The following is a 25,535-nucleotide window of genomic DNA, read 5'->3' as shown; positions in this document are numbered from 1 at the left end:
CAGTCCCCACCTGCTCAGGTCGTGGCAGCCTCTGCCTTGGCCCTGGTCTGGGCCAGGCGGTAGGAGTCGGTGCCGGTCTCGATGATCGTGCCGTTGAAGGTGAGCCGGTCGACGATGGCGGTGCAGAGCCGGGGATCTGTGAACGTCTTGGTCCATCCACCGAAGGCTTCGTTGGAGGCGATGGCGACGCTGTTCTTCTCCTCTCGTTCGGTCAGCACCTGGAACAGCAACTCGGCGCCGTGTTTGTCGAGTTCCATGTAGCCGAGTTCGTCGATGCACAAAAGATCGACGCGTCCGTAGCGGGCGATGGTCTTGGTCAGCTGCTTCTCGTCCGCGGCCTCGACGAGTTCGTTGACGAGTTTGGTCGCCAGGGTGTACTTCACCCGGAATCCGGCCATCGCCGCCTCGGTCCCAAGCGCGATGAGCAGGTGGGATTTGCCGGTGCCGGAGTCGCCGATCAGACAGAGCGGCTGTCCCTTCTTCACCCACTCGCAGGTCGCCAGCGTGTGGACGACGGCGGCGTCGATGTTGAAATTGGCGTCGAAGTCGAACTCCCGCACCGACTTTTGCCTCGGGAAGGCCGCGGCTTTGATGCGGCGTTCGGAGCGGCGCCGTGCCCGGTCGTCGCATTCGGCCAGCAGCAGTTCGGCGAGGAAGGTGAGGTAGGACATCTGCTCGCGGGCGGCCTGCTCGGCCAGGTCCGGGAACTTCAAGCGGATGGTTGGCAGGCGGAGCATCCGGCAGGCGCCGACGACGGCGGTTTCGGCCGCTTGTTCGCTCATCCGGCGGTGGCTGGTGGCGTTCATGGCATCTGGTCTCCCGTGCTGGTGTGATTGGTGCGGCGGCCAAGAAGCTGGCCGTAGGGGGCGGGCGAAGGCAGGGGGCGGGTGTCGGGCGGCAGATGAGCCAGCCGGCGCGCGGTCAGGAAGGTCACCGTCGGCTCCCGCCGCAGAGGCAGCTTCGGTTCGGCGAGGGCTGTGTCGGCGTCGTCGGCTTCCTGGGCCTTGCGGGCCTCCAGGGCAACGGCGTCTGCGGTCAGCGCACCCACCCGCAGCGTGGCCGCGAGCCCGGTCACCAGGTCCTCGTGCGGGATGCGTCGGCCCAGCAGCAATACCTCGATGAGGGCCCGGGTGCCGTCCCGATCACCATGGGCCTTGCAGGCCGCAGCCCACCACGCGTCGTGGACGGGAGTGAACTTCCCTGCGGCTTTGGCCTGTTCGAGGGCGGTCGCCCCGGGCAGGGCGCCGGGCTTGCGCACCAGGGCTTCCAGGTAGTGGTCCAGCACCAGCCGTTCTCCGCCTTTGGCGATTAGCCGTTCGTGCCGGGCGATCTCCGTGCTTCCGTCGTAGACGATCAGATCGTTGGCGTGCAGCACGGCCCGCTTCGTCATCCCAGCACGGCAATCCCGACGGATCGCCGCGTACAGCTCGACCCTCGATCTCGGCGCCATCGACGCCCCCTCGCAGCACGGAGCACACCCATGCTCCCACCGCAAGCCCCCTGGTGTTGCCGAAACTCACCGACACCCACACGCCTCAATCCGACGCGTTCTCGGCGCTGAGCGACACCTGTTCCCCAAACTCACCGACATACCCACACCCGTGGTCTACAGGCTGGAGATGGTTGTCACTTGTGCCCAGTGTCCAAGAGTGCGTCACTTTCCGAGCGGATCCAGCACTGCTCGGCCAACATCTCAGCTGCGTCACCGCGGGCGAGAAAGGTCGCCCATGGCTCGGTGCCCTGTCTGCCGAGGCGTTCGATACGTGCGGCCTCGCGGGACTGAAGGGCGTCCAGCGCCTCGATCACAGCGACAGGCTGTTCACCGTAAGTAGTACAGAGCGCATGAAGCCGGGCCTGCAGGGTGCTGGAGCCAGTGACCGACGCCCGTCGCTGCTGCTCCATGGACCGCAGCGGGACGGCGTACCAGGCGAGTTGGGCCAAGTCGTCGATGGCGTGGCCGGGCGCGGCGAAGTCCCAATCGATGAAGCCAGCGAGCTGGCCACCATCCCAGATCGAGTTCCACGGCCCGAGGTCTCCGTGTCGGATCACCATGCCTGGCCGCCACTCTTCTTCCTGGCCCTGCCAGTGGGCATCGGCCGGCGGCCGGAAGGTCCGAACGGCATCGTGGTAGCCCCGCAGCCAGCGGCCCAGCTCACCGACTCCATGTGAGGAGCGCAAACCTTCTGGCCAGGGCGTGAATGCGGGCTCGCCGTAGAGCAACGACAGCACTTCGTCGGCGCCGTCAGTGCCCAACGCGCGGGGAGCCCTGCCGAACCCCACCTCCTCCAGGTGGCTCAGCAGGGCGTGTACGGCAGGTGTCCACGCGCCTGTCGGCCTACGGATCGTCGCGCCGATCCGTCGCACTGTCGTGACACTGCCGCGGTCAGTGGAGCCGTCCTCAATCACTCGGCCAGCGTAGTCCGGCTACCTCAGGCGGCGCCTTGAATATCAGTGCGCCAGACCCGCATCCCACGTCCGGCTGACAACACATGTGGTCATGCCGCCAGTTACGGGACAGCCCTTAGGTAGCGGCGCTCTCCTGAGCATTTGGCCTCAGCGCTCTGCAAGGAATGCGCGCCGGCTGCGGGCGTTTGGAGCCCGAGGAAGATATCGGGACGGCACGAACTTGCCGTCAGTCCCGATCATCCGGGTGGAGATCACGCCAAAGGACGCCGAAGCCCGGTGGATCTTCCTGGATCAGCTCGGCGAGTTGGCGGACGAAGGCCCGTTCGGCTTCGATGAGGGCAAGCTCGTATTCGTGTTCGATGAGGAAGAGGCGGTCCACCTGCTTGGTGCGCGCGGCGTCGATCCGGGTGCGGATCTCCTCACTCTGCTCGGCCAGTGTCTCCCGGCGCCGGCCAAGTAGTTCGGGCACCTCGCTGGGGGCCAGCACCACGATGAGTGCCAGCGCGGCCTGAAACTGGGGGTACTCCTTGACGGGGGCGGAGACGAGGTCGCGCATCCGGTCGCGGAGTTCAGCCCTCCCGGCCTCCGTGAGCGTGTAGGTGGTGCGCTCGGGGCGGCGGCCTTCGCGAGAGGTCTGTTGCGGGGCGATGTAGCCGTCCCGGTCCAGCTGTTCGACGACCATGTAGAGCGAGCTGTTGCGGTACTTGATGCTTTGCTGCAGGTTTCGCTCCTTCAGCAGCCGTCCCATCTCGTAGGGGTGCATCGGCCGCTGGACCAGGAACGCCAGTACGGCGAGCGCGAGCGGGTTGCTGACCTTGCGGCGTTCCTGGTCCATGACGCTCCTCGTTCTTGCCGGAGAGTCCGATTGAATCACCGTGGGCCGGCGGACCGGATCGACCGGTCCCTCAAATCCGCCTGCCGTCACTCGCCTTCAGGCAGGGTCAAGCCGAACCGGGTGGCCTTGATCTCGACGTCGACCGTGAGCAGGACGTTGCCCTCCAGGTCGATGCCCTTGCCAACGCCGTGAGTGGTGAGGGTGTCCCCGGCCAGCTCTGCCTCGTGCCGGGCCCGTACTTCCCCCTGGTACCGGTGGGGGCGGCCGTACAGGTCGACGGGCAGAACCTGCCACAGCCCGAAGGTGACCTGTGTGTCGCCGTGGTCTTCCCACCGTCCGATGGCGACGTGAAAGCCGTCAGTGAAGGCGGTGAACATCCCGCCGGGATGGAAGGCGAGCAGGGTCTGCTCGATCTCACCGTCGGAGCGGCTGACCGTCCCCCGCCAGGTGCCCAGTACAGGGTGTGTGAACAGGCGGAGCAGGTATTCGCCACCGTGGCCGGGGCGGGCCGTCGCGGCTTCGGCGTCGCCGGGCACGGCGGCACCGACGGCGGTCAGTCCCGCAGCCGCGGCTGTGGCTCGTCCCAGCAGCTTGCGCCGGTTGAGGTCGTTATTCATGGTCGTCTCTCCTGTCTGGGGTGCAGACGGTGCATTGCATCCGGCGGATCCCCGGCCGCGGCTCGGGCAACGTCGGGGGTTTCAGGCGTCGAGCACGATCCGGTCGCCGCGGGCACGGGAGACGCAGGGGTAGATGATGTCGCGCCGGTCGCGCTCGTCGGGCTGTAGTACGTCGTCGCGGTGTTCGGGGTCGCCGTCAAGCACACGGGTCGCACAGCTGCCGCAGATCCCGTCCTCACAGGAGCGGTCGATCGTGGGGTCGACCTCTTGGATGGCGCTGAGCAGCGTCCGGCCGACGGGTACGCGAACGGTCCGGCCGCTGCGTGCGAGTTCGGCCTCGAAGGGTGTGTCGGCCTTGCCGGTCGCCCGGTCGCCGGCGGCGAACCGTTCGACGCGGAGCGTGCCGTGCGGGAGCGCCTCGGGCATGGCCGCCCGAACCGCGTCGATGAGACCCTCCGGTCCGCAGCAGTACACCGCGGCCTGCGCAGGCGCGCCCCGCAGGATTGCGTCCAGGTCCGGTCGCGGCCGGGTGTCGGACGGCATGAGGTCCACGTGGCCGGGATACTGTTGGGCGAGTGCGTCGGCGAAGGCCATCCGGCGCAGGGACCGGCCGCGGTGGACGAGCCGCCAGTCGGCACCCGCCTCGGCCAGTCGGCGGATCATCGGAAGGAAGGGCACAATGCCGATGCCGCCGGCGATGAAGAGGTGAGCGGGAGCGCCGACGAGGGGGAAGTTGTTACGAGGCCCGCGGATCGCGATCCGCGCGCCGACAGCCAGCTGATGGACCTCGGCCGAACCGCCCCGCCCGTGTTCTTCGCGCAGTACGGCGATCCGGTACGTGTCCGCGTCAGCGGGGTTGGCCGGGTCGCCGTAGAGCGAGTACTGGCGCACCCGCCCCGACGGCAGCATCAGATCGACATGGGCGCCCGGCTCCCACTCGGGCAGCCGCTCCGTCCCCGCCGGCCGCAGGGTCAGCGCCACGGTGTCCTGCGCCACCTCGCGTACGTCGGTGACGGTGACCGGGATCTCCTGGGACCTCGTGCCCCGCTGAGCAGCCAGGACGCGGCGGCCCCGCCTGGTCCTGCCGCCCGGCTTGTACAGCGACAGCAGGGTGGCCAGCACCAGCAACAGGAAGGCGAAGCCGAACCCGGAGGCCACCACGACCGGCCCGCTGCCGAGCTGCGCGGCCGAGCCACCGGTCTCGGCGAGCCGCTCGGCTTCTACGACGGCCTCTTCCAACGTGCCGTGGATCCAGCTGAACGCCGAGAAGAGGATCACCAGAGAGATCGCGAGTTTGGCCGCGACCCAGTAGTACCGCACCACTCCCCACTGGGACGTGACGGCAAGTCCGATACCCGACAGGGTGGCGGCGAAGTTCAACCAGCCCAGCAGACTGACATCGAACGTCTCCATCAGCGCGTACGCCCCGGCGATGTACTCGACATCGTCGCTGGCCAGTGTGGTGATGCCGATCGCCGCCATCATCAGCGCGACGCCGGCCCAGCAGCCGGCGGCGATTACATGCACGGCCAGCAGGGCTTTGCGTGGCCGCCCGGCGAGTCGGCCGGCCAGCGATGCCAGCACGGGCGCGACGGCGTAGAGGCCGAGCAGAGCCGGCAGTTCCGCGATCACGAACGCCTGCGCCGTGGTCAGCGCCAGCAGCAGCCATCCCGGGACAAGCACGGCTCGGCGGGACGGGCGGGGACGGAAGGTCAACAGCAGGGCGAGCCCACCGGAGACCGCGGAACAGACGATCCATACCGGGGTACGCGCCTCCGCGAACCGGAGCGCGCCTGCCACCAGCGGCGGCAACAGGCCCGCGGCGAGCGCGAGTACGGCGTAGGAGTACAGCGTGATCAGTGCACCGCGGCTACCCATGGGCGGCCGCCGCTTCTGGACGGGGAGGTGGTCTGGCATCTGGTTCTCCCTCACTGGCTAGATAGTCGACATCGACTAGCCGACATCGACTATCAGGGTGAGGTCCACATCTCCCGCCGATCCATAGGGGATCCCCCTGACGCACCCCTGACTCGGCCCTGACGCACCCCTGATGCACCTCGGAGCCGGACGAGGCGGCTCAATTGGAGCTCACTGGCCCGTCAACTGCCGATGGCCAAGCGGTCGGACCGTCGCGGGCGCAGCGTACGAACGGTGTCGGGTGGCCTGCCGACGCTCGGCAAGCGCGGGTAGCCGAAGAACCAAGGGACAAGATCGTGAGACAGAAGTGCTGTGTCCTCTAAATGAGACAGCCGGAAAAGCCCAGGCCATCACAACGGAACAGGACATTCCGAATGCGGGCCTACACACGGGATTCGCCCCGCCGGGCCTGCAGAGCGTGCCGGTATCGGGGATCCACTGCACGCTCCTGCACGCCGTCGGCCTGAGCGTCACCGATGTCGACATGGACGCGCTCCTCGATGACGTCCGGGCCTACGCGCAGACGGTGCAGCCCTTCACCCTGACGTTCGACCGGCCCGCAGTGGGCAACGTCGCCGTGGAGATCAGCGGATGGCCGGGACGTGTGTTCACCGAGATTGTGGAAGCCCTCAGCCAGTCGATGACCCGCACCGGAGCCGCCTTCAAGGCCGCTCCGAGCCGCTATCCCCATGCAACCGTCGCCTACGCCGCAGACGGCGCTGAGGACGTCGACGCGACTACGCTCAAGGCCGCCCTGGCAGACATCGAGCACCCGGTGTCCACGACCGTGGTCGCGGACCGGCTGCACCTCGTTGAGCAGTGGCACGACGGTGCGCACATCAGGTGGGACCCGATCGCCGAAGTGCCTCTCGCGGGGGTAGCGGTATGAGCACGTTCCCCTCGGGTTAGATCGGCGGCGCCCGGCGTCTTCGCGGGCCGTCACCACTGAGCGCGGCCGGGCTCTCGCCGTAAGCTAAGGCGGCATTGCGCAGGCTGCCCCGCACTCGCCAGGTCGCGCGTGCGGGGCAGCCGGTCAGCGTGGGGTGAAGGTGTCGACCGTGAGGGCGCCGTCGTCGTTCATGCGGACCTGGTCGGCGAGTTGGGCGAGGACCTGCTCCGGCTCAAGGCCGGTGCGGGCGGCAATCGCGCGCAGCCGGCGGCTCACGTCGGCGGACAGCCACACCTGCGTCTTCAGCTCATCGCGGGCGTCCTGCTGTTCCATCTGCCATGCGGCACGACGGGCGAGGGCGCCCTCTCGCTGTGCGTCGCGCTCGCGTGCCCATGTACTGCCCTGGACGTCCTGCTCCGGGCTGTAGACGGGCCAGCCCTGAGCGTCCATCAGGGCGGTGATACGGCGCCATTCGGTATGCCGCGCCACCCGCTGCTCGGCGAGGTCCTCCGGGTCCCATTCGTACGGGCCACGATCACCGGGGGAGTCCAGCTGCCGCCGGACCGTAGCCCGGGCCACATCCTTAGCACTCCACATCACGCGCTCCCCTCCTGCGCCGCCCACTCCAGACCGAGACCGGCCAACTGGCCACGACGCTCCGCACTCAACTTCGCGGCCCTCTTGCGGGCGTTATCCAAAAATGCCCCGAGTTTGATCAACTCGCCGTTCACGTTTTCGACGTGCTTGCGTGCCGGACGCAGGTGGCCCTCGCGTGCGTGGAACTGGCGGGCGGCGGCCACGTTGGTGTTCCACCGCTCATCCTGCGACCGCCGCATCGGCCCGATCGCCTCGCCCTCAGCCGCGGGCTCGATGCCGAGCGTCTCCAGCAGGTACTGCTGCGCGGGCATCAGCCTGTCCCACTGCCTGTTCACAACGGCGGGCGGCATCCCTCACTGGGGTGCCGCCCGCCGTGGCTAGGGCGTCTTCTTTTGGGCTCTGGCACAGATCTTGGGGACCGGTCGCGGAGGGTCACCGCGGTGTTCGATTGCGAGGGATTGGTCTCGCGTGAGACCGCGTACGCCTCCGCGTCTGACAGGCGGTAGTGACGCTCCATCAGGTCTATGCGGACCCCCGCGGTCGTCGACCGGGGCCGGTGACGGTTTTGGTCATGCAGGCCGACTCATCGTTCTGGGACTCGCTGGTGTTCGACGGGATCGACGACGTGGACGTCGAGGCGGTGACCGCCGTTTTCGGCACGGTCGACATCGTGGCGAGAGGCCGGGCGGTGGGCGCAGCCTGTCCGGACTGCGGTCGGTTCTCGGAACGGGTGCACGACTCCTACCAGCGCAGGTTGAAGGACCTCCCGCTCGGTGGGCAGGGCGTCGTCATCCTGCTGCGGGTCCGGCGCTTCATCTGCTGCGACACGAACTGTCCGCGCCGCACCTTTGCCGAGCCGTTCGCGCAGCTGACCGCCCCGTACGCGCGCTTCACCACGCGGTTGAACCGCATGCTGGAGCGCGTCGGGCTCGCACTGGCAGGACGGGCCGGCGCCCGGCTGGCTGCCCAACTGGGCCTCGGCGCTGGGCGGATGACACTGCTGCGCAGGGTCATGGCGTTACCGGACCCGCAGTTCACCACGCCGCGTGTACTCGGGGTGGACGACTTCGCCACCCGGCGTGGCCACTCGTACGCCACCGTGATCACGGACGGCGAACGCCACCGGCCCTTCGACGTCCTGCCAGGCCGCGAAGCGGCACCCTTGGCAACGTGGCTGGCGGCCCACCCGGGAGTTGAGGTGATCTGCCGTGATCGCGCCGGCGCCTACGCCGAGGGCGCTGCGCTCGGCGCCCCGCACGCACTCCAGATCGCAGACAGGTATCACTTGCTGCAGAACCTCGGCCAGGCCGTCGAGAAGTGCGTCGCCGCGCACCGCGACTGCCTGCGTTCCATCGCACCGCAGCCGGACCAGGCAGCCACCGAGAGAAACGCTGACGCGGCCTTTGCCGTCGAGCGGCACTCGCTCCCTTTGCCCACCGGCCGGCGGGCCGAGCGGATGCGCGCCCATCACGCCCTGGTCCACGGCCTGTTGAGCGAGGGGATGGGTCTCCGCGCCATCGCCCGCCACCTGGGCTGGGGACGGCACACCGTCCAGCGGTATGCCCGCGCCGCCCGCTGGCAGGACATGGTCACCGGACGCCACACCCGCACCAGCCGCCTCGACATGCACCAGCCCTACCTGCAACGGCGCATCGACGAAACTGACGGCAAGATCACCATCATCGAGTTACGCAAGGAACTCGCCCACCGCGGTCATCCGGTGCCCTACAGCAGCCTGCGAGACTGGGCCCGCAGCCGCCTGCAGTGGCCCGACGCACCCGCCCCGGCCGCCGCTGCGCCCTCGGTCCGCACCGTCGTCGGCTGGATCACCCGGCACCCCGAAACCCTCACCGAGGACGAGAACCGGCTGCTCAAGGCGGTGCTTGACGCCTGCCCGGAGCTGGAGCAAACCCATGAACTCGTGCGCGACTTCGCCCAGATGCTCACCCAGCGCACCGGCGCTGACCTGCCGGACTGGATCAGCACCGCCCGCGCCGCGCAGTTGCCCGGGATCACCGGCTTCGCCCGCGGACTGACCTCCGACCTCGAAGCCGTGATCGCCGGACTGACCCTGCACTGGAGCTCCGGCGGCACCGAGGGCGCCGTGACACGCGTGAAAAAGATCAAGAGGCAGCTCTACGGCCGAGCCGGATTCGAACTACTCCGCAAGATGATCCTTCTCCAGTGACCCTCCGCGACCGGTCCCCAAGATCTGTGCCAGAGCCCGAATGAAGCCGCCGTAGCCACCCGCCGCTTGTCTTGTGGCATGCCTGAAGGGTGGAGACGACAAGCGACAAGCGACAAGACAAGCGGCGGAACCCCTGGCCGCCGCCGTGAGCGCCTTTCGGCGGCTCGTCGTGCCCGGGAAGAAGGGATCGGCACGCACGGGTGGCTTCGTTCACTCCCCGCCGCCAGGCGTTGCTGCTTCTCTGGGACCGGCCGAGATCAGCGGCAACGCTGTCCGCGACCTCGCGGCGCTCTGCAAGCAGGAAATGCTGAACTGGGACGAATGGGGCCGCATGCCGGAACACTTGGCCGTCCTACGGCACGGCCGGATGAGCCCATCCGGGGACTGGCAGCGGAGCGTCGGCAACCGCGCCAGTCCCTGTCGGCTCAGGTCGTGACAGCCGGTTCTGCCTTGGCCTGGGTGGTGGCGAGCCGGTAGGAGTCGGTGCCGGTCTTGATGATGGTGCCGTTGAAGGTCAAGTGGTAACGGCTGAGAAGCGGGCCTCGCGGCAAGAGGCGCGAGACCCTCCTCTTCACGGGGCAGGCGCTTACAGGGCGGGGGCGGGTACCACTGGCACGCCGAAGGCGGTGCCGGCGTCGAAGTCCTGGTTGCACTGCAAGGCCTGCAGGTTGACGCCAGTGGCGTCAGACGATTTCGCCGCGCAGAAGTTACCGATCGACTGGGTGTTGTCGTCGGCGTGCGCGACCCCGCCGCTGAGAGCCATGCCACCGACCATGACCGCTAGGGCTGCGGTCTTCTTGAGCTTGTTCATCACTTCTCCGATTTCCTTACAAGCACGATCATCTTTACCAAACGTGCCCAACTGGTCACAGATATAGCATAGACCCCCTTAATTCCCCCACTCCCGACTCACCTACTTAAAAAGAGAAATAGCTAATCAAATGCATATAAGTGGGCCCGGGTGGTCACGGCCCGGGTCGACGTCGACGAGCACCAGGAGCAGCCCGAGCGGAGCACCGGCCCCGTGAAGGACTGGGAGCGGCCCGGCCTCCCGGCCGACTGCGCCCCCGGCCGCGCGCCCGAGCTGCTCACCGACACCCAGGTGAACGCCCGCATCGACTACGGCTTCACCCAGGAATGGACCCAGCGCCGTATCGGTGAATTCGCCGGACGATCTGCCACGGTCGTTAATCGGCGGAAGAAGGAGTGGGAGCGGGTGGCGTAAATCTCCGATTCACCGAAACACCCTCGGGCGGTTTTTCGTCCGGGGGTGTTTCGTGTTTACGGCTGGATTCCGTTCGGGTTGTCAACGGTGTTCCGGTCGACCGATCGAATTCGCGCGGGACGGGTGACGGGACGTCAGATCGGGCCCGCGCACGGTGTGCGGGCTCCGGCCTGCCACGGGCAGGTCCCGGCGGGGCTCGTCCGGGTGGTGCGCAACATGGTCCAGGGTCCGCCTGTTTCGCGTGTACGCGCTGCTCACAGCGCGGCGATCCGATCACGGTGGGGGCGGGACCGCCTTCGCGGGGCGATGCGTCAGGAGGTGGGAGGCGTGGCCTTTGCGTAGGCCGCATCGACATCCGTGTACCTCGACCTAGTGTCTCGTGATTCCGTCGGCGTTACGTGATCTTGCGTGTCTCGTTGGTGCTGGCATGGAGCTTTCCGTGGAACAGGCCGCCGAGTTGCGGGAGTTGGTGAACAGCCGGGATGTTCCTGCGGATTTGGCCACGCGAGCCCGGATCGTGCTGTGGTCGGGCGAGGGGCGGCGACGCAAGGACATTGCCGAGTTGCTCGGGGTGTCGCTGCCGACCGTGGACCGCTGGAAGACCCGATATTCCCAGCGCGGGCTGGCCGGGCTGGAAGGTGATCGCCCCGGTGGGGCCCGGGACCAGGTACCGGCACGGGTACGGGCACGGGTGATTGCTCTGACGCGTATGACGCCGCCGGCCTGCACCGGACTGTCGCACTGGTCGACGCGCGAGTTGGCGAAGTACCTGAAGCGGACCGAGAACGTCAGCGTGTCCTGGCACTACATCGCGCGGATCTGGCGTGAGGAGCAACTCAAGCCGCACCGTAACGGAACCTTCAAGATTTCCAAGGACCCCGCGTTCGCGGAGAAAGTCGCGGACGTGGTCGGCCTCTACCTCGCCCCGCCCGGTGGCGCAGTCGTGCTCTCGATCGACGAGAAGACGCAGATCCAGGCGCTGGACCGAACCCAGCCGGTGCTGCCGGTCACCTTCGCGGCCACCGAGAAGCGCACCCACGACTACGTCCGGCACGGCACCACGAACCTGTTCGCCGCCCTCAACGTCGGCACCGGTGAAGTCATCGGCGAGTGCAAGCCGAGCCGGAACGGAAAGAACTTCCTGGCCTTTCTGAAGAAGGCGGTAAAGCCACATGCGGGGAAGGAGATCCACGTCGTCCTGGACAACCTCTCCACCCACACCACACCGGACGTGAAGGAATGGCTGGCCAAGAACTCCCACGTCCACTTTCACTTCACCCCCGTCGGGTCTTCCTGGATCAATCAGATCGAGACCTGGTTCGGAATCCTGACCCGGCAGTCGATCCGCCGCGGCACCTTCGCCAGCGTCAACGTCCTGATCTCGCAGATCCGCAACTACATCGACTCCTGGAACGCCGAGGCCAGGCCCTTCACTTGGACTGCAACCGCCGACGAGATCCTGGCGAAGGTCCGCCTCGTCCAGACCAACATCAAGAAGCTCGTCGCAAACAACTCAAAGTGATGCAAACAGGATCACGAGACACTAGCCTCACCGCAACCGCGGAGCATCCGAGCCTTGTCTCCATCCTCATGGCAGCCAACCGGAAGCCGTGGTCTGCCCAAAATGACCGAGAGCTGCGGCTGTCGAAGGTCGGCTGGGTGCTGGGCCTCGTCTTCGCTGTCGCGGTCTTGGTCGCGGGTGGCATCTTCTGGGGCTTGGTGGTGCTGCTGGACTTCCAAGAGATTGACAGCACTGCAAAGCTCAATGCGAAGACGCTGTTCGACTTGGTGAAGCTCTCCTTCGGCGTGGTCGCCGGGGCCGGCGCGCTCGTCGCCCTGGTCGTCGCCTACCGCCGCCAGCGTGTCGACGAAGCCGGCGCCCACCGCGAAGCCACCCGCCTGCACACCGAGCGCTTCTCCCAAGCCGTCGACAAACTCGGCTCCGACTCACCCGCCGTCCGCCTCGGCGGCGTCCACGCCCTGGCCGGACTCGCCGACGACGCCCCCGACAACAACCTGCGCCGCTGGTCCCCAAGGCCGGGAATGACGGACGAGGACCTTCAGACGCTGCTGAGCGGCGCCACCAAGTAGGGGGTCCGGGTAGGAACGGATCAGGGAACCGGTGTTGCTGACAGAAGTTGATAGGCGCTGATCCGGCCCCCAGAGACGACATCGCCCGGGAACGCTGAAGCGCTCCGGGCAATGTGCGTGAGCGGCAGCGACAACGTTACCGGGAGAGCCGCAGGTCCCAGCCGTCGCCGGTGCGGTTCAGGGTGGGGGTGTAGGCGGCGGGGCGGGCCAGTCGGCTTCCCGTGGGTGAGATTGCCGGGCGACCTGACCATCAGCGGCAGCATGGGAGTGGAGTGAACCTGCTGGTCATGGGCAGATCTATCACCCGCGGGCGAGGCCGTTCAGGAAGTGAGGACCAAGGTGGCGTTATGGCCGCCGAAGCCGAAAGAGTTGCTCAGGGCCGCCAGTGGTCCTTGAGGAAGTTGGCGCGGTGATCCGGTCACTAGGTCCAAGCCGATTGCGTCGTCGGTCTCTTCTGCGTTGAGGGTCGGGGGCACGACGCGGTGGTAGAGGGCCAGCAGGGTGGTGATCGCCTCGACGGGGCCGGAGCCGCTCTGCAGGTGTCCGATCATGGACTTGGGAGCCGAGACGGCGATCTGGTCGGTGTGGGCGCCGCACACACGATGTAGGGCGCGGGCTTCGGCGAGGTCTCCGGCCGGTGTGGAGGTGGCGTGGGCGTTGACATGGGCGATGTCGGTGACCGACAGGCCGGCGTCGGCGAGCGCCCGGGTGATGGCTTTGGCCGCACCGAGTCCCTCGGGCTGCGGCTGGGCGATGCGGTGCCCGTCGACAGACATTCCGATACCGAGGATCCGGCCGTAGACCCGGGCACCGCGGGCGCGGGCATGGGCCTGCGACTCAAGGATCACGATGCCCGCGCCCTCGCCGAGCAGGAAACCGTCCCGGCTCTTGGCGAAAGGGCGGGAGGCACCCTGCGGGTCGTCGTTACGTCGGGAAAGGGCACGCATGGCGGCGAACCCGCCCAGGCCGAACGGGTGGATCGGAGCCTCGGCGCCGCCGGCGATCACGACGTCGGCCCGGCCCAAGCGAATCATGTCCGCCGCCAGCCCGATGGCCTCGGTCCCCGAGGCACAGGCGCTCACCGGCGCATGGGCACTGCCCTGGGCGCCGTACTGGATGGCTATCTGCGCCGCCGAGCTGTTGGGCAGCAGGGAGGGCACCGCGTAGGGCGACATGTGCTTCCAGCCCTTGGTCTGGAGCGTCTGATGCGCAGCGAGCATGGTCTCTACGCCGATGGTGGAGGAGACCGCGACCGAGAGCCGCTCGGTGTCCAGCTCCGTAGCGGTATCGAGGCCGGCGTCCGCCCAGGCTTCGTGTACGGCCATCAGCGCCAGCTGCGTGACGCGGTCCATCCGGCGCGCCTGCGCGGGCGGGAGGGCTGCCGCGGGGTCCACGGCCGCGGGTGCGGCGATCCGCACCGGCAACTCATGGGCCCACGGTTCGTTCAAAACCCGGGCTCCTGACCGGCCTTCCAGCATGCCCTGCCAGCTGGAGGTGACGTTGGCGCCCAGGGGCGTGACCGCTCCGAGTCCGGTGACCACGACATCCGACGCTCCGGCGGAAGCTTTCTCTACCACGATCTTCCTCATTCAGTTATCTGTTTGACCAAAAGGGTAAAGCTACCTGAACGTCGCAAAATGGGGGCTGTCAGGTGGAGTTGGGTCGCAGTCGTCTTCCGCAGTTCGTAGGTAACTGACAGAGGCGAGTGCATTTGTCGTGTACATGTCCTTACGGATCTTCGGTGGAAGATCGAAGCCGAGTGCACCGACACACCCGCCCACACCTGCGTTCCGCTGTCAGCCCCGTACAGCGGGCACAGTAGCCCGGCTCGGCCGCTGAGTGTGCCGGTCGTTTGACCCACAAGGGAACGGCCGCCGCGAACACCGGAGTACGGGCAAGGCGGCGGACCAGACCGCCTCTGGTTTACAGCCGCGACCTTGTTGAGCTCGACTGCCGCTACCGCTGGGACCACGAGAAGTCGCCCTACGGGTCCGTCAGATCCGTGGCTCGCAGCGAAAGCGCGGGTCACCGCGGAGTGCGGAGGGTTGGGTACTGGGGTTGTTGGTTCGACAACCTTGCGAACTGCCGGGTCCTGTTCACGGTCTACGAGATGAAAGGCTGGGACGCGATGCCGCAGAGCTCACGGCCCTCGCCGATCACCTGACCGAGCACGGCCTGGTGCTGGAGATGCTCGCAGGCCCCCTGCCCGGCATCTACGACCCCACCGGGCCGGGCAAGCTCTTGTTCGGCTTCTTCGCCGCGATGACGGAGACAGAGCGGGAGAACATCCGCGAGTCGACGTTGGAAGGGCTCGACACCGCGGCCCGCAAGGGCAAGCACGGCGGCCGGCCGCCCGTCATCACCGACGACATGCTCCACACCGTGCTGCGGCGCCGCGCGGGCGGCGAGTCCGTCGAGCAGATCCAGCCCGACCTGATCATCCCCACCGGCAAGCGCAAGGGGCAGAACCCTTCGGTAGCCAGCGTCTACCGAGCGCTCGCCGAGCACCCCAAGCGCGAGGCGTACCCCGAGGCCATCGAGCAGGCCCGCGCCGACTTCACCACACTCCAGAACGCGGACGTCCCCCGGCCACGCGCGGACGCCGTGATGCCCAGCACACGACCATGATCGTTCTCACCGATACTGGCTGTTCCACTGGTCCCCAAGGCTGTTCCTGGAGCGGGACGAATGAGAGGGAGGCCTGCGGATGCACACCGCGCTCTACCAGCGCATGCCGAGTTCATCGAGGGCCGCACGCCGCTCTGGGCTGAGCTTGGCGGCCCGACGCCGGCTGTTGTCCACGAATGCCCCGAGCTTGATCTCCTCGCCTTCCACGGTCTCTTGATGACCTCGTGCGGGGCGCAGGTGCCCTTCGCGTGCGTGGAACTGGCGGGCAGCCGTCAGGTTGGTGTTCCACCGTTCGTCCTGTGACCGCCGTACCGGCCCGACCGCCTCGCCCTCCGCGGGCGGTTCGATGCCGAGGGTCTCCAGCAGGTACTGCTGCGCGGGCATCAGCTTGTCCCCCCCCGACCCGCTGCCCGGCGATCCACGCCCCCAGGTCCTCGCCCTGGACGACCAGCTCGCCCGCCCCCGCCGGGAGGCTGCCGTCGGCCTTCACGTGTGGCAAAGGGCTTGGGTTCGTAGGGGTGGTAGCACAGACCGATGCGGGGTCTGGCCTGTGGTGTTGGGGTTCACTCGGTCGGTTGAGGCTTCTGGGGATGCTTCAGGATTCCTGAAAACGAGACGGTATCCAAGAGGGAGAGAGCAGGCCGGGGGAGGGGTGGTGGATGTGGTGTTGCGGGTGCCGCGAGGCGGAACCGACGGCCGGGATCATCGACGCGCAGTCGGTGAAGGCCGCCGCGGCGGTACCCGCCGGTTCACGCGGCTACGACGGAGGCAAGCAGATCAACGGGCGGAAGCGGCACATCGTGACCGACTGCCTCGGCCTACTGTCTGAAGAACTGCCTCAGGGCCACCGGCCGGGACACCAACGTGGCCTGACGACTGGCCACGTTCAAGCGTACCGGCCCGGCCGCGCACCGGAGAGTACGCGGAAACCGGGGCACGCTGGGCACGCTGGCAACTATCTCTGCGCAGTCCGACGTGCCGGTGGCGTGAGCTGAGGCTGGAGGTCAGTGCCCGTAGCGGTGCACGGTCTCCGGGTGGATGACGACGCGGAGTGGGTCAGCGGCCAGCATCATGGCGAGGTCGTGGGCCCGGGCCTGGTCGTCGAGGTCCCAGTAGCGAGCGGCGAGGCGGGAACACAGGTCGTGCGCTCCGTCGGCCGCCATCGTGGTGCGGCCGACGACGGACACCCAGCGCTCACGCTCACCTACCGGGGCTGCGACAACGATCGAGGCGCGGGGGTCGCGGTGCAGGCGCCGCACCTTCAGCGAGCCCGGCTCCGTGAAGAACTGGATCGTCCCCTCTGCGGTGGCCTCGAACCACACTGGCCGGGGCTGTGGCGGCTGCGTTCCCCCGGCCACGGACAGGAACCCGTGGAGGGGGCGTCCGAGGAACTCGAGGTCCTCGGCGGTCAGCCGGCTGGTGGCGGTGCTCATTGCGGTCCTTTCAGAAGATGCTGGCGTGACGGTGGATGAAGGTTTCGCTCCGTTCGCTCACCGCGATCACGGCGGGCTGACAGCGCGGACCGGATGCGCGGCGGCAACCGTTGGGAGACCACCCCGGCGCGCAACACCCCCACCGCCGGAGTCCGGCGCAGCCGCTGGACGGCCGCCCGAGAGGTCATGGCCGCCAGGCTCCCGCTGCCGCGGCCCGCACCACGTAGTCCTCGAAGTTTCGGGGCGCTCGCCCCAACACGGTGGCGATACCGTCCGTCGTTTCGGCAATCACCCCGCGCTCCATCAACACGAACATCTCGGCGACGTGGTGCGCGTCGTCCTCGCCCCACCCCTCCGCGACCAGCGCCGCGGTGTACTCGGCGGGGGAAAGCCGCTTGTAGGTCATGGGCAGTCCGGACGCCCGGGAGATCAGCTCGACGGCCTCCTCGAAGGTCAGCGCGCGCGGCCCGGTCAGCTCGTAGATCCGCCCGGCGTGCCGGCCGGGCTCGGCCAGCACCGCGGCCGCGGCGTCGGCGACGTCCTCCAGGTCGATGAACGGCTCGGGGACAGCACCGGCCGGGAGCGCCAGTTCGCCGGCGACCAGCGGGGCGTGGAAGAGGTCCTCGTCGAAGTTCTGGTTGAAGTTCGACGGCCGCAGGACGGTCCACTCCAGTGCCGAGCCGCGCACGGCGTCTTCGGCCGAGCGCATGTCCAGGCCGAACGTGGAGTCGCCCCAGGCGTCGGCGCCGTGCCCGGAGAGCAGGACAAGGCGCTGCACGCCGGCGGCCTCGGCCCGCGCCACGAACTCGTGTACCGGTCCGGGCACGGGCGGGGGTACCACGTAGGCGGAGGTGATGCCCTGCAGGGCTGAATCCCAGCCGTCGGGGTCGGACCAGTCGAAGCGGGTCCGGCTGGATCGGGAGGCGGCGCGCACCTGCGTGCCGCGCAGCCGCAACCGGGCGGCGACCCGTCGGCCGGTCTTGCCGGTGGCGCCGAGGACGAGGGTGGTGTCGTTGCTCATGGCAGCGATTCAACGGCGTCTGCTCGGACGAATACATAGGTGAAGAGCCGGATTGCATGTGTGATCGTCTAACCTCGGTGGGGTGGACGCGTTCGGTGACCTCTTCCGCGGGATGCGGGCCCAGGGCTCGTTGTTCGGCAACTCGATCCTGTCCCCGCCCTGGGCGTTGCACTTCGTGGACGGCGCGCCGCTGACGTTGTGCACCGTCCTCGGCGGGGCGGGCTGGATCGTGCCGGAGCACCGCCCGCCCGAACAGCTCCGCGCCGGCGAGACGGTCATCGTGCGGGGCCCCGCACCGTTCACCTTCGTCGACGAGGTCGGCACCCGGGCCGAACCGATCGCGTGCGGCGAGCACTGCGCGACGCCCGAGCAGGGCGGGACCCGGCACCGGCTCGGCTGGAACGACTGCGACGGCGACGCCGGCGACGGCGCGACGACGCTGATCGTCGGCGCCTACCCGGTACGCGGGGAGATCAGCCGCAGGCTGCTGGACGGGCTGCCCGTCGTGCTGCACGTCGTATCCGGCGGCGGGACCGACGCCGTACTCGACCACCTCGCCGCCGAGGTCGCCACCGACACCCCGGGCCAGCAGGTGGTCCTCGACCGGCTGCTGGACTGGATGCTGGTGTGCGCGCTGCGCGAGTACTTCGACCGGCCCGGCGGCGAGCCGCCCGCCTGGTACGCCGCCCAGCGGGACCCGGTGGTCGGCGACGCGCTGCGCCTGCTGCACGCCGAACCAGCGGCCCCGTGGACGGTGGCCTCGCTGGCCGACCGGGCCGGAGTGTCACGTTCCACGTTGGCGAAGCGGTTCGCCGACCTGGTCGGCGAACCGCCGCTGACCTACCTCACCCGCTGGCGCATGACGCTCGCGGCGGACCTGCTGGCCGAACGTGAGGCGGCGACCGTCGCGGAGATCGGCCGCACCGTGGGCTACTCCGACGCGTTCGCGTTCAGCGCAGCGTTCAAACGGATCCGAGGCGTCAGCCCGAGCCGGTTCCGGCGCACCGGTACGGTCGTTCCCGAGCGGCCGACCGTCCCGCCCCTGCGGCCTCCGGGCACCGAACTGCCCGTCGTCCCCGCTCCTCCTCCCGGCGTTCGTGTGCGGTCCTGATGCCAGGACCGTAGACCTGGTATCAGGATGCGATGCTCTACCCGACTTCGGTCGATGACGTGCTGATCAATCGCCTCACCACCGATCCCGAGCCCCGTAGCAAGTGGCCTCCTGCCACGCCGTGGTCCGCAGCGACGCCGACACTGGCCCTCCGTGCGGGTGGCTTCGGGGGTGCCGGGCGCGGGGCTCCTACCCGAAGGGACAGGCTCGTACGAGCGGGCCGGCGGCGACGAAGGCGTTGAGTGCGGCCCGGGTAACGCCTGCGTGCCGGTCTCGGTCGGCCCGGTCGGGGGCCTTGTGGGCTGAAGCCGACGTCGACGGCTCAGGCCACGAGTTCCAGGATGCGCGGGTCGTCGGTGAGCACTTGGAGTTCGGTCAGCGCCGGACACCCGCGGTTTCGACGGCGGGAAGTTGATCAATGGCAGGAAGCGGCACCTGGCCGTCGACATGCGCGGCATGGCCCTGGCAGTGATGGTCACCAAGGCCTCGCCGCACGACAGTATCCCCGCCCGCGACCAGCTGTTCCGCCTGCGTCTGACCCATCCCGAACTCGCCGTCGCCTGGGCGGACTCCGCCTACGGCGGAACCCTCGTCGACTGGTCCCACACCTTCCTCGGCATCACCCTCAAGACGGTGCCCCGCCGAAAAGACCAGGACGGCTTCGCCGTCCTCGCCAAGCGGTGGCGAGTCGAGCGCGCCATCTCGTGGATCATGAGAGCCAGGAGAAACGTCCGCGACTACGAGCGACTCGTCTCCCACAGCGAGGCCCACATCACCTGGACCTTCATCACCCTCATGGTCCGCCGCCTCACCCGCCCTCCCCGGCCACCGCGCACCACGCCACACCCCGTCGAACCGGTGAAAGCGGTCCGCAAGCCCAAGCCCATACGCCTCCGGATGCAGCAGCCACAGACGATCCGACTGGCCCCCACCACCTTGCGCTGACCGCGGTCACCGGGGGCCGCGCCGGCAACGAGGCCTTGGGGGGTTCCGATGAGCTGGCCGATCATCACCGACCAGGCGTCAGCGACTGCACCGAAGCCCCGCAGGTGTTACTCGTCGAGGAACTGAATGGCGTGCTTCAGGAACCGCTCGGGGTACTGGAACTGCGCTCCATGCCCGGCATCGGGGTAGATCAGCAGTTGAGCGTTGGGGATGTTCTGGGCGAGGTGCCAGGAGTTGATCGAGGCGATCATCACGTCGTTCTCGCCGTTGAGGACGAGCGTCGGCTGGGTGATCGCGTTCAGGGGGGCGTAGGGATTCTTGCCCGGCAGCGGTTCCGCATAGGCGACAACCGCTTCGAACTGCGCCTGTGCGACTGCGGGCGAGGCCGGCGTGTCCTGGTCGGCCCGCTGGTGACGTCGCTCCCAGAAGGCCCGGCCCGCTTCGATCGCGGCTTCCGAGCGGCCGAAGAACAGGAAGAGGAAGTCCTCCAGGGTGTGGACCGGGTTCAGTGCGTGGTCAGGCACCTTGGGGTCACTCGTCGGGTCCCCTCCTCGGAGGCCGGTGCCGAGCAGGAGGAGCTTGCGCACCAGCTGGGGGTGGCGCAGCGTGACCTCCTCCACCTGGTAACCGCCGATCGAGAAGCCGAGCAGATCGACCCGCTCCAGTCCCAGCGCCTGGATGACCGCGGCGATGTCGTCGGCCATGTCCTCGATCCGGTTGCGCGGCGTGCCGGATGACGAGGCGATGCCGCGCCCGTTGAACAGGATGACCTCACGGCCTTCGGCCAGGCCGTCGGTGAGCAGGGGGTCCCAGTGGTCCATCCCCCCGCGGAAGTGCTGGACAAAGAAGATCGGGACGCCGGAGGGCTTGCCCCAGCGTCGGTAGGCGAATCGGTCGCCGTCGACCTCGATGTACTGAGTCGGTGCGGTCACATGCGTGTCGCTCACGTCCTGGCCCTTTCTGTGGCGGGTGAGCAATACAATGACGATCGTAATCTAAAAAGTCAACCGCTTTGATGTCGATCCACATCTATGTACGCTGGACTGCCGCGCGTCGACCGAAGAAGGGTGTGGGCTGGACATGCGGGTCACCAAGGCACAGGCGAAGCAGAACCGGGCGCACATCGTCGCGACGGCCGGCAGGCTGTTCCGCGAGCGCGGCTATGATGGTGTCGGCGTGGCGGACCTGATGGCAGCCGCCGGGTTCACCCATGGCGGGTTCTACAAGCACTTCGGCTCCAAGGCCGACCTGATGGCCGAGGTGTCCGCGAACGGGCTCTCACAGACCGCGGCACAGGCAGAGGGCCGGGACGCCACCGAGTTCGTCGAGCGCTACGTCACGCGGGAGCATCGTGACGGCCGCGGTGACGGCTGCACCATCGCCGCCCTCAGCGGCGACGCCGCACGTCAACCGGGGGACATCCAGAAGGAGTTCGGGGCAGGGATTGAGAACCTGCTGGCGGCTCTCCAGGTCGCCTCCCAAGGGGACACGCTCGGGGATGCGGACGGGCGCGCGGCCCGCACCACGATGATCGACATGCTCGCCCATTCGGTCGGCGCGATCGTGTTGTCGCGGGCATGCCCGGACGGTTCTCCGCTGGCGGACGAAATCCTCGATGTCTGCCGCAAGGAAATTCTCGCGTCACTGGCACACGGCAACAGCGACCAGCCGGCGGCAAGGAGCCCAGAAGCCTGACCGCAGCCGATCGACGCAAGCCCACGACGGGTGGCGCCGCCAGATGGCGGAACATGGCCGGGAGCTCATGGATGAGGCACTTTCCAGGCCCGCCGTGTACGAGCGGCCATCGAGTACGTCGAGGGCCTGCACTCCCAAGTGCTCGATGACCTCGGCGAGAGTGCGCAGCCGGATGCCCGGCGCGACGGTGCAGCCCCATTGCGCCAGCAGCGGCCGCACCTCGCCGATGGCGCGCGTGATGGTGGAGCGGTCCACACCGAACCAGCAGGCCAGCACGTCATGAGTGGTGCCATGACGCAGATTCACCAGTGTGGCCAGGAGACAGTCGACGAAGACGAATTGTGCTTCGCTCCGGCTCCTACAGCCCGCCGTCGCGGCCGAGATGCGAGGCGAGCCTGATGCTGCTCGTGCCACAACTGCCCCATCTCGGCGATGAGTTCAGCAATCACATCCGGCGACAGCCCAGTGACCCGGTACTCCGCCACGATCAGCTCACGCGCCCCAGAACCGCCCGCCCCTGAGTGGCCTCCACGTCCTGACGCTCCGAGCTCAGAAATCACAAACAGGCACTAACAAACTTCCCGTCTATCGCTCCACGGCGGTTGCCGCGTCGTGACGCTCCGAGGTCCGCCACCCCACAAGCCATCCGTTACAGAACGTCACTGATCACCGGTTCTGAAACAGCTTCTCATCCTGCTGCACCGACCCGCCTACTACGACCCGCAGCACCGAACCGGCCGCTACGACCGCTCACCCGATCCCAAGCTGTACCCCGCGGACCTGTGAAGTTCCCCCCGCGAACTGGACAGCGGGTGTTTACGCTGCCGGGGCGAGGTTCTGCCTGAGCAGGGATCTCGTTTCGAGCGGGGTGACGTACCCGTAGTCGGGGTGCCGACGGAGTCGGCTGCGGTTGTACTCGACCTCGATGTAGCGGAAAACGTCGGCCCGGGCCGCCTCGCGGGTCTCCCACACGGTCGTCCCGATCTCCGCTTTCAGGATGGCGAACCAGCTTTCCGCGGCGGCGTTATCGTAACAAGAGCCGACGCGTCCCATCGACTGCCTCATGCGCAACTTGCCTATTTCGGTGCGGAATTCGTCACTCGTGTATTCACTGCCGCGATCCGTGTGCATGATGCAGCGGTACTCCAGGCCGCCACGCCCGGCCGCCATCCGCAGGGCAGCGACCGGCAGCTCGGCGCGGTGGTGGTCGGCCATCGCCCAGCCGACCACCTCCCGCGTCGCGAGATCGATGCAGGTCGCCAGATACAACTTGCCTTCCAGCGTGACAAGTTCGGTCATGTCTCCGACCAAGCGCATCCCGGGCCGGGGTGCGGTGAAGTCCCGGCCTTTCAGGTCGAGCGCGAACACCGCCCGCTTCGCCTGCCGGGTCAGGCCCCGACGCCGGCGGCGGGTGATCCCGGCGATCCGGTGTTTGCGCATCAGCCGCTCGACCTTCTTGGAGTTCACCGCCCGCCCGGCCCGCCGCAGGGCGGCGTGGACACGCGGGGCCCCGTAGGCACCGCGAGATCCGGCATGCAGCACCCGGATCTCGCCCACCAGCACCTCCTCGGCCCGCTCCCGCACCGCCCGGGCCGGCCCTGCCGCCCTGTGCGCGTAGTAGGTGGAACGGGACACCCCCAGCACACGGCACAGAAACGCAACGCTGTGACCTGCGAGATTCCCCTCCGATGCCTTCTCCGCATCGATGAGGTGACACCGTGCCGCGGTGCCTACCTCATCTTGTCCTGAGCGAAGAAGGCGGTCGCTTTTCCCAGAACCTCGATCGTGGCCTCCTGCTCGCGGACCTTCCGCCGCAGCCGGACCAGCTCCTCACGCTCCGCAGTGGTCAAAGCCCCGGCGGGCCCCTCACCGCGGTCGATCTTCGCCTGCTTCACCCACCCGCGCAGCCCTTCCGGACTCACGCCCAGATCCCTCGCCACCTCGGTGACCGTCTTCTCCGAGGACAACGCCAAGGCGACCGCGTCCCGCTTGAACTCGGCCGTGTACCGCTTACTCATGTTGCTCTTCTGGCTCACTACCTGTGACTGCTTCCTCCGGGACCATCCGTCCCAGTATCAAGCTGTCCGACCGGCAGGGGGAACCTCACTGTTCCCGCGGTACGGGCTGCCCGAGCCAGCCGTGCAGTGCGCCGAGCTCCTCGTCCCGCACAACCGCCACGGCCGGACTGGGTCCGTCGAGGTGGGGGTGGAACTCGCTCGCGCCCGCTTCTTCGACTTGGTTCCCGAGCCTGTTGGCTGACTCTGGCACCACTCCGACGCAACCCACCGGACGATCGGCGAGATCACGCGCGAGGCGTGCTAAGCTTGATCTTTAAGCTGCTACTGTCGAACGTTTCTCGTACGCGTTCGCTCGGCCGGGTAATTCCCGCATGTCAGGGCGGCCTTCGCCTGATCCTGTGTTCCGGATCAAGAAACACACGAGACCAGCGCGAAGGCCGTGGACATGAGTGTGCTGCAGCTTGAGGACCGGCGGGACGCATTCGCCTGGGCGTCACACTTCCGGGACATCTTCCATGCATGCCTGACTGCGCGGGGCGACGCGCTCTTCGAGCTCACCGACGCGCTGCTGTGCGTTGAGGGACCGGTGACCACACCAGTCGACCTGACCCTGACCGCCGAGCACCGGCGCGGGCACGGCGCCATGTACGACGCGCTGAACCGCGGCCGGATCGACACTGTCCGGCTCGGCCGACTGCTGGCCGCGCTGCCGCAGCCCACCGCCGCGCACGGACGTCTCGTGCTGGCGGTGGATGTGACCAACTGGCTGCGCCCGGACGCACCTTGCAGCCCGGAGCGTCTGTTCTGCCACGTCTACGGCCGCAGCGGCCGCGCCTCGGACCAGCTCGTTCCGGGGTGGCCGTACTCCTTCGTCGCCGCACTGGAGAGCGGCCGGACCTCGTGGTGCCAGCTCCTGGATGCCGTCCGGCTCGGCCCCCACCGACGACGTGGCCAAGGTCACCGCCGTCCAACTACGCAGGGTCGTGGAGCACTTGATCGCCCAGGAGCGGTGGCGGGAAGGCGATGCGGACATCCTGATCGTCTGTGATGCCGGCTACGACGCCCCGCGCCTGGCTTACCTCCTTGATGACTTGCCTGTGGAAGTACTGGGACGACTGCGCTCGGACCGCGTGATGCGTCGTCCCGCGACACGGACGACCGCGTTGCCGCAAGGCGGGAGGATCCCCAAGCACGGTCCGGAGTTCCGCCTGGCCAAGTCGGAGACCTGGGGCGAGCCGGACGCTGCCACAGTGCAGGCCACCGAACGCTACGGACTGGCCCGGACCATGGCCTGGGATCACATCCATCCACGGTTGCGGCACCTGTCCGCGTGGATCGACCACAACGGCGAACTCCCCGTACTCAACGGCACGTTGATCCGGCTCGAAGTCGACCACCTGCCTGGCGACGCTACCCCTGTTCCGGTCTGGCTGTGGTCCTCCAGGACGGGTCTGACCTGCACGGATATCGACATCCGCTGGCAGGCATTCTTGCGCCGCTTCGATCTTGAGCACACCTTCCGGATGATCAAAACGACGCTTGGCTGGACCCGCCCCCAGCTCCGCAGTCCCGAGGCCGCAGACCGCTGGACCTGGCTCGTCATCGCCGCCCACACCCAACTCCGGCTCCTCCGCGCTGCCGCTGCGGACCTCCGGCGTCCCTGGGAGAGGCCCGCCGAGCCCGGCCGCCTCACCCCGGCCCGAGTTCGGCGAGGGTTTCGGAACCTCCGCCCGCACTTGGCATGCCCGGCCCGGGCCCCGAGACCTTCTGACCCCGGCCCCGGCCGTCCTCTCGGGTCCAAGAACAGACAGCCCGCCACCAGGCACGACGTCGGCAAAACCGTAAAACGGGCCGACACCTTCGGAGAGCACGTTCGGTTGAGGACTTAAAGATCAAGCTCAGAGAGCTACAGATCAGAG

Annotated in this window: 24 protein-coding genes and 6 pseudogenes; 11 read left to right on the top strand and 19 right to left on the bottom strand. The window is 68.1% G+C overall.

The genetic code is table 11. From position 1 onward, the window contains the following. Nucleotides 1-14: 14 nt before the first annotated feature. The 6 genes from istB to QF035_RS00725 form a co-directional block, all read right to left on the bottom strand. Entirely contained in the window at nucleotides 15-806 is a 792-nt protein-coding gene (istB, locus tag QF035_RS00750; protein ID WP_307517440.1) for an IS21-like element helper ATPase IstB, read from the bottom strand. Beyond that, nucleotides 803-1,390 carry a hypothetical protein gene (locus QF035_RS00745; protein ID WP_307517439.1) on the bottom strand — a complete coding sequence of 196 codons (588 nt, stop codon included), beginning with the start codon at nucleotides 1,388-1,390 and terminating at the stop codon, nucleotides 803-805. Before QF035_RS00745 ends, istB begins: the two co-directional genes overlap by 4 nt. Nucleotides 1,391-1,626: 236 nt before the next feature. Further along, entirely contained in the window at nucleotides 1,627-2,406 is a 780-nt protein-coding gene (locus QF035_RS00740) for a phosphotransferase (RefSeq protein ID WP_307517437.1), read from the bottom strand. 226 nt (nucleotides 2,407-2,632) lie between these two features. Beyond that, the gene (locus QF035_RS00735) at nucleotides 2,633-3,241 is read right to left on the bottom strand and encodes a PadR family transcriptional regulator (RefSeq protein WP_307517436.1); all 609 of its coding nucleotides are present in this window, start codon (nucleotides 3,239-3,241) and stop codon (nucleotides 2,633-2,635) included. 86 nt (nucleotides 3,242-3,327) lie between these two features. Next, a complete protein-coding gene (locus QF035_RS00730) occupies nucleotides 3,328-3,858 on the bottom strand; it encodes a hypothetical protein (RefSeq protein WP_307517435.1) in 531 nt (176 codons plus the stop codon). An 81-nt stretch (nucleotides 3,859-3,939) separates the two neighbouring features. Next, nucleotides 3,940-5,775 carry a PDR/VanB family oxidoreductase gene (locus QF035_RS00725; RefSeq protein ID WP_307517434.1) on the bottom strand — a complete coding sequence of 612 codons (1,836 nt, stop codon included), beginning with the start codon at nucleotides 5,773-5,775 and terminating at the stop codon, nucleotides 3,940-3,942. 418 nt (nucleotides 5,776-6,193) lie between these two features. Between QF035_RS00725 and QF035_RS00720 the strand changes: the two genes are divergently transcribed. Further along, nucleotides 6,194-6,664, top strand: coding sequence for a 2'-5' RNA ligase family protein (locus tag QF035_RS00720; protein ID WP_307517433.1), 471 nt, complete (start codon nucleotides 6,194-6,196; stop codon nucleotides 6,662-6,664). Between the two features lie 144 nt (nucleotides 6,665-6,808). Here QF035_RS00720 and QF035_RS00715 read toward each other — a convergent pair whose 3' ends face one another. Beyond that, entirely contained in the window at nucleotides 6,809-7,261 is a 453-nt protein-coding gene (locus tag QF035_RS00715) for a hypothetical protein (protein WP_307530820.1), read from the bottom strand. After that, nucleotides 7,261-7,572: a helicase associated domain-containing protein gene (locus QF035_RS00710; RefSeq protein ID WP_307517432.1), complete on the bottom strand. Its 312-nt coding sequence runs from the start codon at nucleotides 7,570-7,572 to the stop codon at nucleotides 7,261-7,263. The genes QF035_RS00715 and QF035_RS00710 overlap by 1 nt, the downstream gene beginning before the upstream one ends. Nucleotides 7,573-7,832: 260 nt before the next feature. Between QF035_RS00710 and QF035_RS00705 the strand changes: the two genes are divergently transcribed. Then, nucleotides 7,833-9,449, top strand: coding sequence for an ISL3 family transposase (locus QF035_RS00705; RefSeq protein ID WP_307517430.1), 1,617 nt, complete (start codon nucleotides 7,833-7,835; stop codon nucleotides 9,447-9,449). 425 nt (nucleotides 9,450-9,874) lie between these two features. Here QF035_RS00705 and QF035_RS00700 read toward each other — a convergent pair. Next, nucleotides 9,875-9,967 (bottom strand): annotated as a pseudogene (locus QF035_RS00700) (IS21-like element helper ATPase IstB); the annotation flags it as partial. A gap of 68 nt (nucleotides 9,968-10,035) precedes the next feature. Further along, the gene (locus QF035_RS00695) at nucleotides 10,036-10,260 is read right to left on the bottom strand and encodes a hypothetical protein (protein ID WP_307517428.1); all 225 of its coding nucleotides are present in this window, start codon (nucleotides 10,258-10,260) and stop codon (nucleotides 10,036-10,038) included. A 150-nt stretch (nucleotides 10,261-10,410) separates the two neighbouring features. Between QF035_RS00695 and QF035_RS00690 the strand changes: the two genes are divergently transcribed. From QF035_RS00690 to QF035_RS00680, 3 genes and pseudogenes are all read left to right on the top strand, one after another. Beyond that, on the top strand, nucleotides 10,411-10,674 hold the full coding sequence (locus QF035_RS00690; RefSeq protein WP_307517426.1) for a hypothetical protein: 264 nt from the start codon (nucleotides 10,411-10,413) through the stop codon (nucleotides 10,672-10,674). 427 nt (nucleotides 10,675-11,101) lie between these two features. Continuing rightward, nucleotides 11,102-12,196 carry an IS630 family transposase gene (locus QF035_RS00685; RefSeq protein WP_307517424.1) on the top strand — a complete coding sequence of 365 codons (1,095 nt, stop codon included), beginning with the start codon at nucleotides 11,102-11,104 and terminating at the stop codon, nucleotides 12,194-12,196. A 68-nt stretch (nucleotides 12,197-12,264) separates the two neighbouring features. Next, nucleotides 12,265-12,699, top strand: a pseudogene (locus tag QF035_RS00680) (pentapeptide repeat-containing protein); the annotation flags it as partial. A 386-nt stretch (nucleotides 12,700-13,085) separates the two neighbouring features. Here QF035_RS00680 and QF035_RS00675 read toward each other — a convergent pair. Next, complete coding sequence (locus QF035_RS00675; protein WP_307517422.1) at nucleotides 13,086-14,342, bottom strand: beta-ketoacyl-[acyl-carrier-protein] synthase family protein; 1,257 nt, start codon at nucleotides 14,340-14,342, stop codon at nucleotides 13,086-13,088. Nucleotides 14,343-14,823: 481 nt separating this feature from the next. On the opposite strand from QF035_RS00675, the gene QF035_RS00670 reads away from it, so the two are divergent. After that, nucleotides 14,824-15,393 carry a recombinase family protein gene (locus QF035_RS00670; protein WP_307517420.1) on the top strand — a complete coding sequence of 190 codons (570 nt, stop codon included), beginning with the start codon at nucleotides 14,824-14,826 and terminating at the stop codon, nucleotides 15,391-15,393. Between the two features lie 93 nt (nucleotides 15,394-15,486). Here QF035_RS00670 and QF035_RS00665 read toward each other — a convergent pair whose 3' ends face one another. After that, nucleotides 15,487-15,777, bottom strand: a complete 291-nt coding sequence (locus QF035_RS00665) for a helicase associated domain-containing protein (RefSeq protein ID WP_307517419.1) — start codon at nucleotides 15,775-15,777, stop codon at nucleotides 15,487-15,489. Nucleotides 15,778-16,070: 293 nt separating this feature from the next. Here QF035_RS00665 and QF035_RS00660 point away from each other — a divergent pair. Further along, a pseudogene (locus QF035_RS00660) lies at nucleotides 16,071-16,217 on the top strand (transposase); the annotation flags it as partial. Between the two features lie 180 nt (nucleotides 16,218-16,397). Here QF035_RS00660 and QF035_RS00655 read toward each other — a convergent pair. Then, a complete protein-coding gene (locus tag QF035_RS00655) occupies nucleotides 16,398-16,826 on the bottom strand; it encodes a pyridoxamine 5'-phosphate oxidase family protein (protein ID WP_104780104.1) in 429 nt (142 codons plus the stop codon). Nucleotides 16,827-17,010: 184 nt separating this feature from the next. Then, entirely contained in the window at nucleotides 17,011-17,847 is an 837-nt protein-coding gene (locus QF035_RS00650) for an NAD(P)H-binding protein (RefSeq protein WP_307049218.1), read from the bottom strand. An 82-nt stretch (nucleotides 17,848-17,929) separates the two neighbouring features. On the opposite strand from QF035_RS00650, the gene QF035_RS00645 reads away from it, so the two are divergent. Beyond that, the gene (locus QF035_RS00645; RefSeq protein WP_307517416.1) at nucleotides 17,930-18,958 is read left to right on the top strand and encodes an AraC family transcriptional regulator; all 1,029 of its coding nucleotides are present in this window, start codon (nucleotides 17,930-17,932) and stop codon (nucleotides 18,956-18,958) included. Between the two features lie 393 nt (nucleotides 18,959-19,351). After that, nucleotides 19,352-19,903: pseudogene (locus QF035_RS00640) on the top strand (transposase); the annotation flags it as partial. Between the two features lie 107 nt (nucleotides 19,904-20,010). Here QF035_RS00640 and QF035_RS00635 read toward each other — a convergent pair. Beyond that, nucleotides 20,011-20,850: an alpha/beta fold hydrolase gene (locus QF035_RS00635; RefSeq protein WP_307517414.1), complete on the bottom strand. Its 840-nt coding sequence runs from the start codon at nucleotides 20,848-20,850 to the stop codon at nucleotides 20,011-20,013. A 133-nt stretch (nucleotides 20,851-20,983) separates the two neighbouring features. On the opposite strand from QF035_RS00635, the gene QF035_RS00630 reads away from it, so the two are divergent. Then, the gene (locus QF035_RS00630; RefSeq protein ID WP_307517413.1) at nucleotides 20,984-21,598 is read left to right on the top strand and encodes a TetR/AcrR family transcriptional regulator; all 615 of its coding nucleotides are present in this window, start codon (nucleotides 20,984-20,986) and stop codon (nucleotides 21,596-21,598) included. Here the strand turns inward: QF035_RS00630 and QF035_RS00625 are convergent. From QF035_RS00625 to QF035_RS00610, 4 genes and pseudogenes are all read right to left on the bottom strand, one after another. Next, nucleotides 21,545-21,874, bottom strand: coding sequence for a hypothetical protein (locus QF035_RS00625; RefSeq protein ID WP_307530818.1), 330 nt, complete (start codon nucleotides 21,872-21,874; stop codon nucleotides 21,545-21,547). The two genes, QF035_RS00630 and QF035_RS00625, sit on opposite strands and share 54 nt — an antisense overlap. Nucleotides 21,875-22,414: 540 nt before the next feature. Beyond that, nucleotides 22,415-23,314: pseudogene (locus tag QF035_RS00620) on the bottom strand (IS3 family transposase); the annotation flags it as partial. A 14-nt stretch (nucleotides 23,315-23,328) separates the two neighbouring features. After that, on the bottom strand, nucleotides 23,329-23,616 hold the full coding sequence (locus QF035_RS00615) for a transposase (RefSeq protein WP_123471932.1): 288 nt from the start codon (nucleotides 23,614-23,616) through the stop codon (nucleotides 23,329-23,331). Nucleotides 23,617-23,701: 85 nt separating this feature from the next. After that, nucleotides 23,702-23,866 (bottom strand): hypothetical protein, encoded by a 165-nt coding sequence (locus QF035_RS00610; protein ID WP_307517411.1) that lies wholly within the window; start codon nucleotides 23,864-23,866, stop codon nucleotides 23,702-23,704. 195 nt (nucleotides 23,867-24,061) lie between these two features. On the opposite strand from QF035_RS00610, the pseudogene QF035_RS00600 reads away from it, so the two are divergent. Next, a pseudogene (locus tag QF035_RS00600) lies at nucleotides 24,062-25,505 on the top strand (NF041680 family putative transposase). Nucleotides 25,506-25,535: the final 30 nt, after the last annotated feature.

The organism is Streptomyces umbrinus, from assembly GCF_030817415.1.
GTDB classification, from domain to species: Bacteria; Actinomycetota; Actinomycetes; order Streptomycetales; family Streptomycetaceae; genus Streptomyces; species Streptomyces umbrinus_A.
Note: the sequence above shows the minus strand (reverse complement) of the source record. Positions and strands in the feature narration are given on the sequence as shown.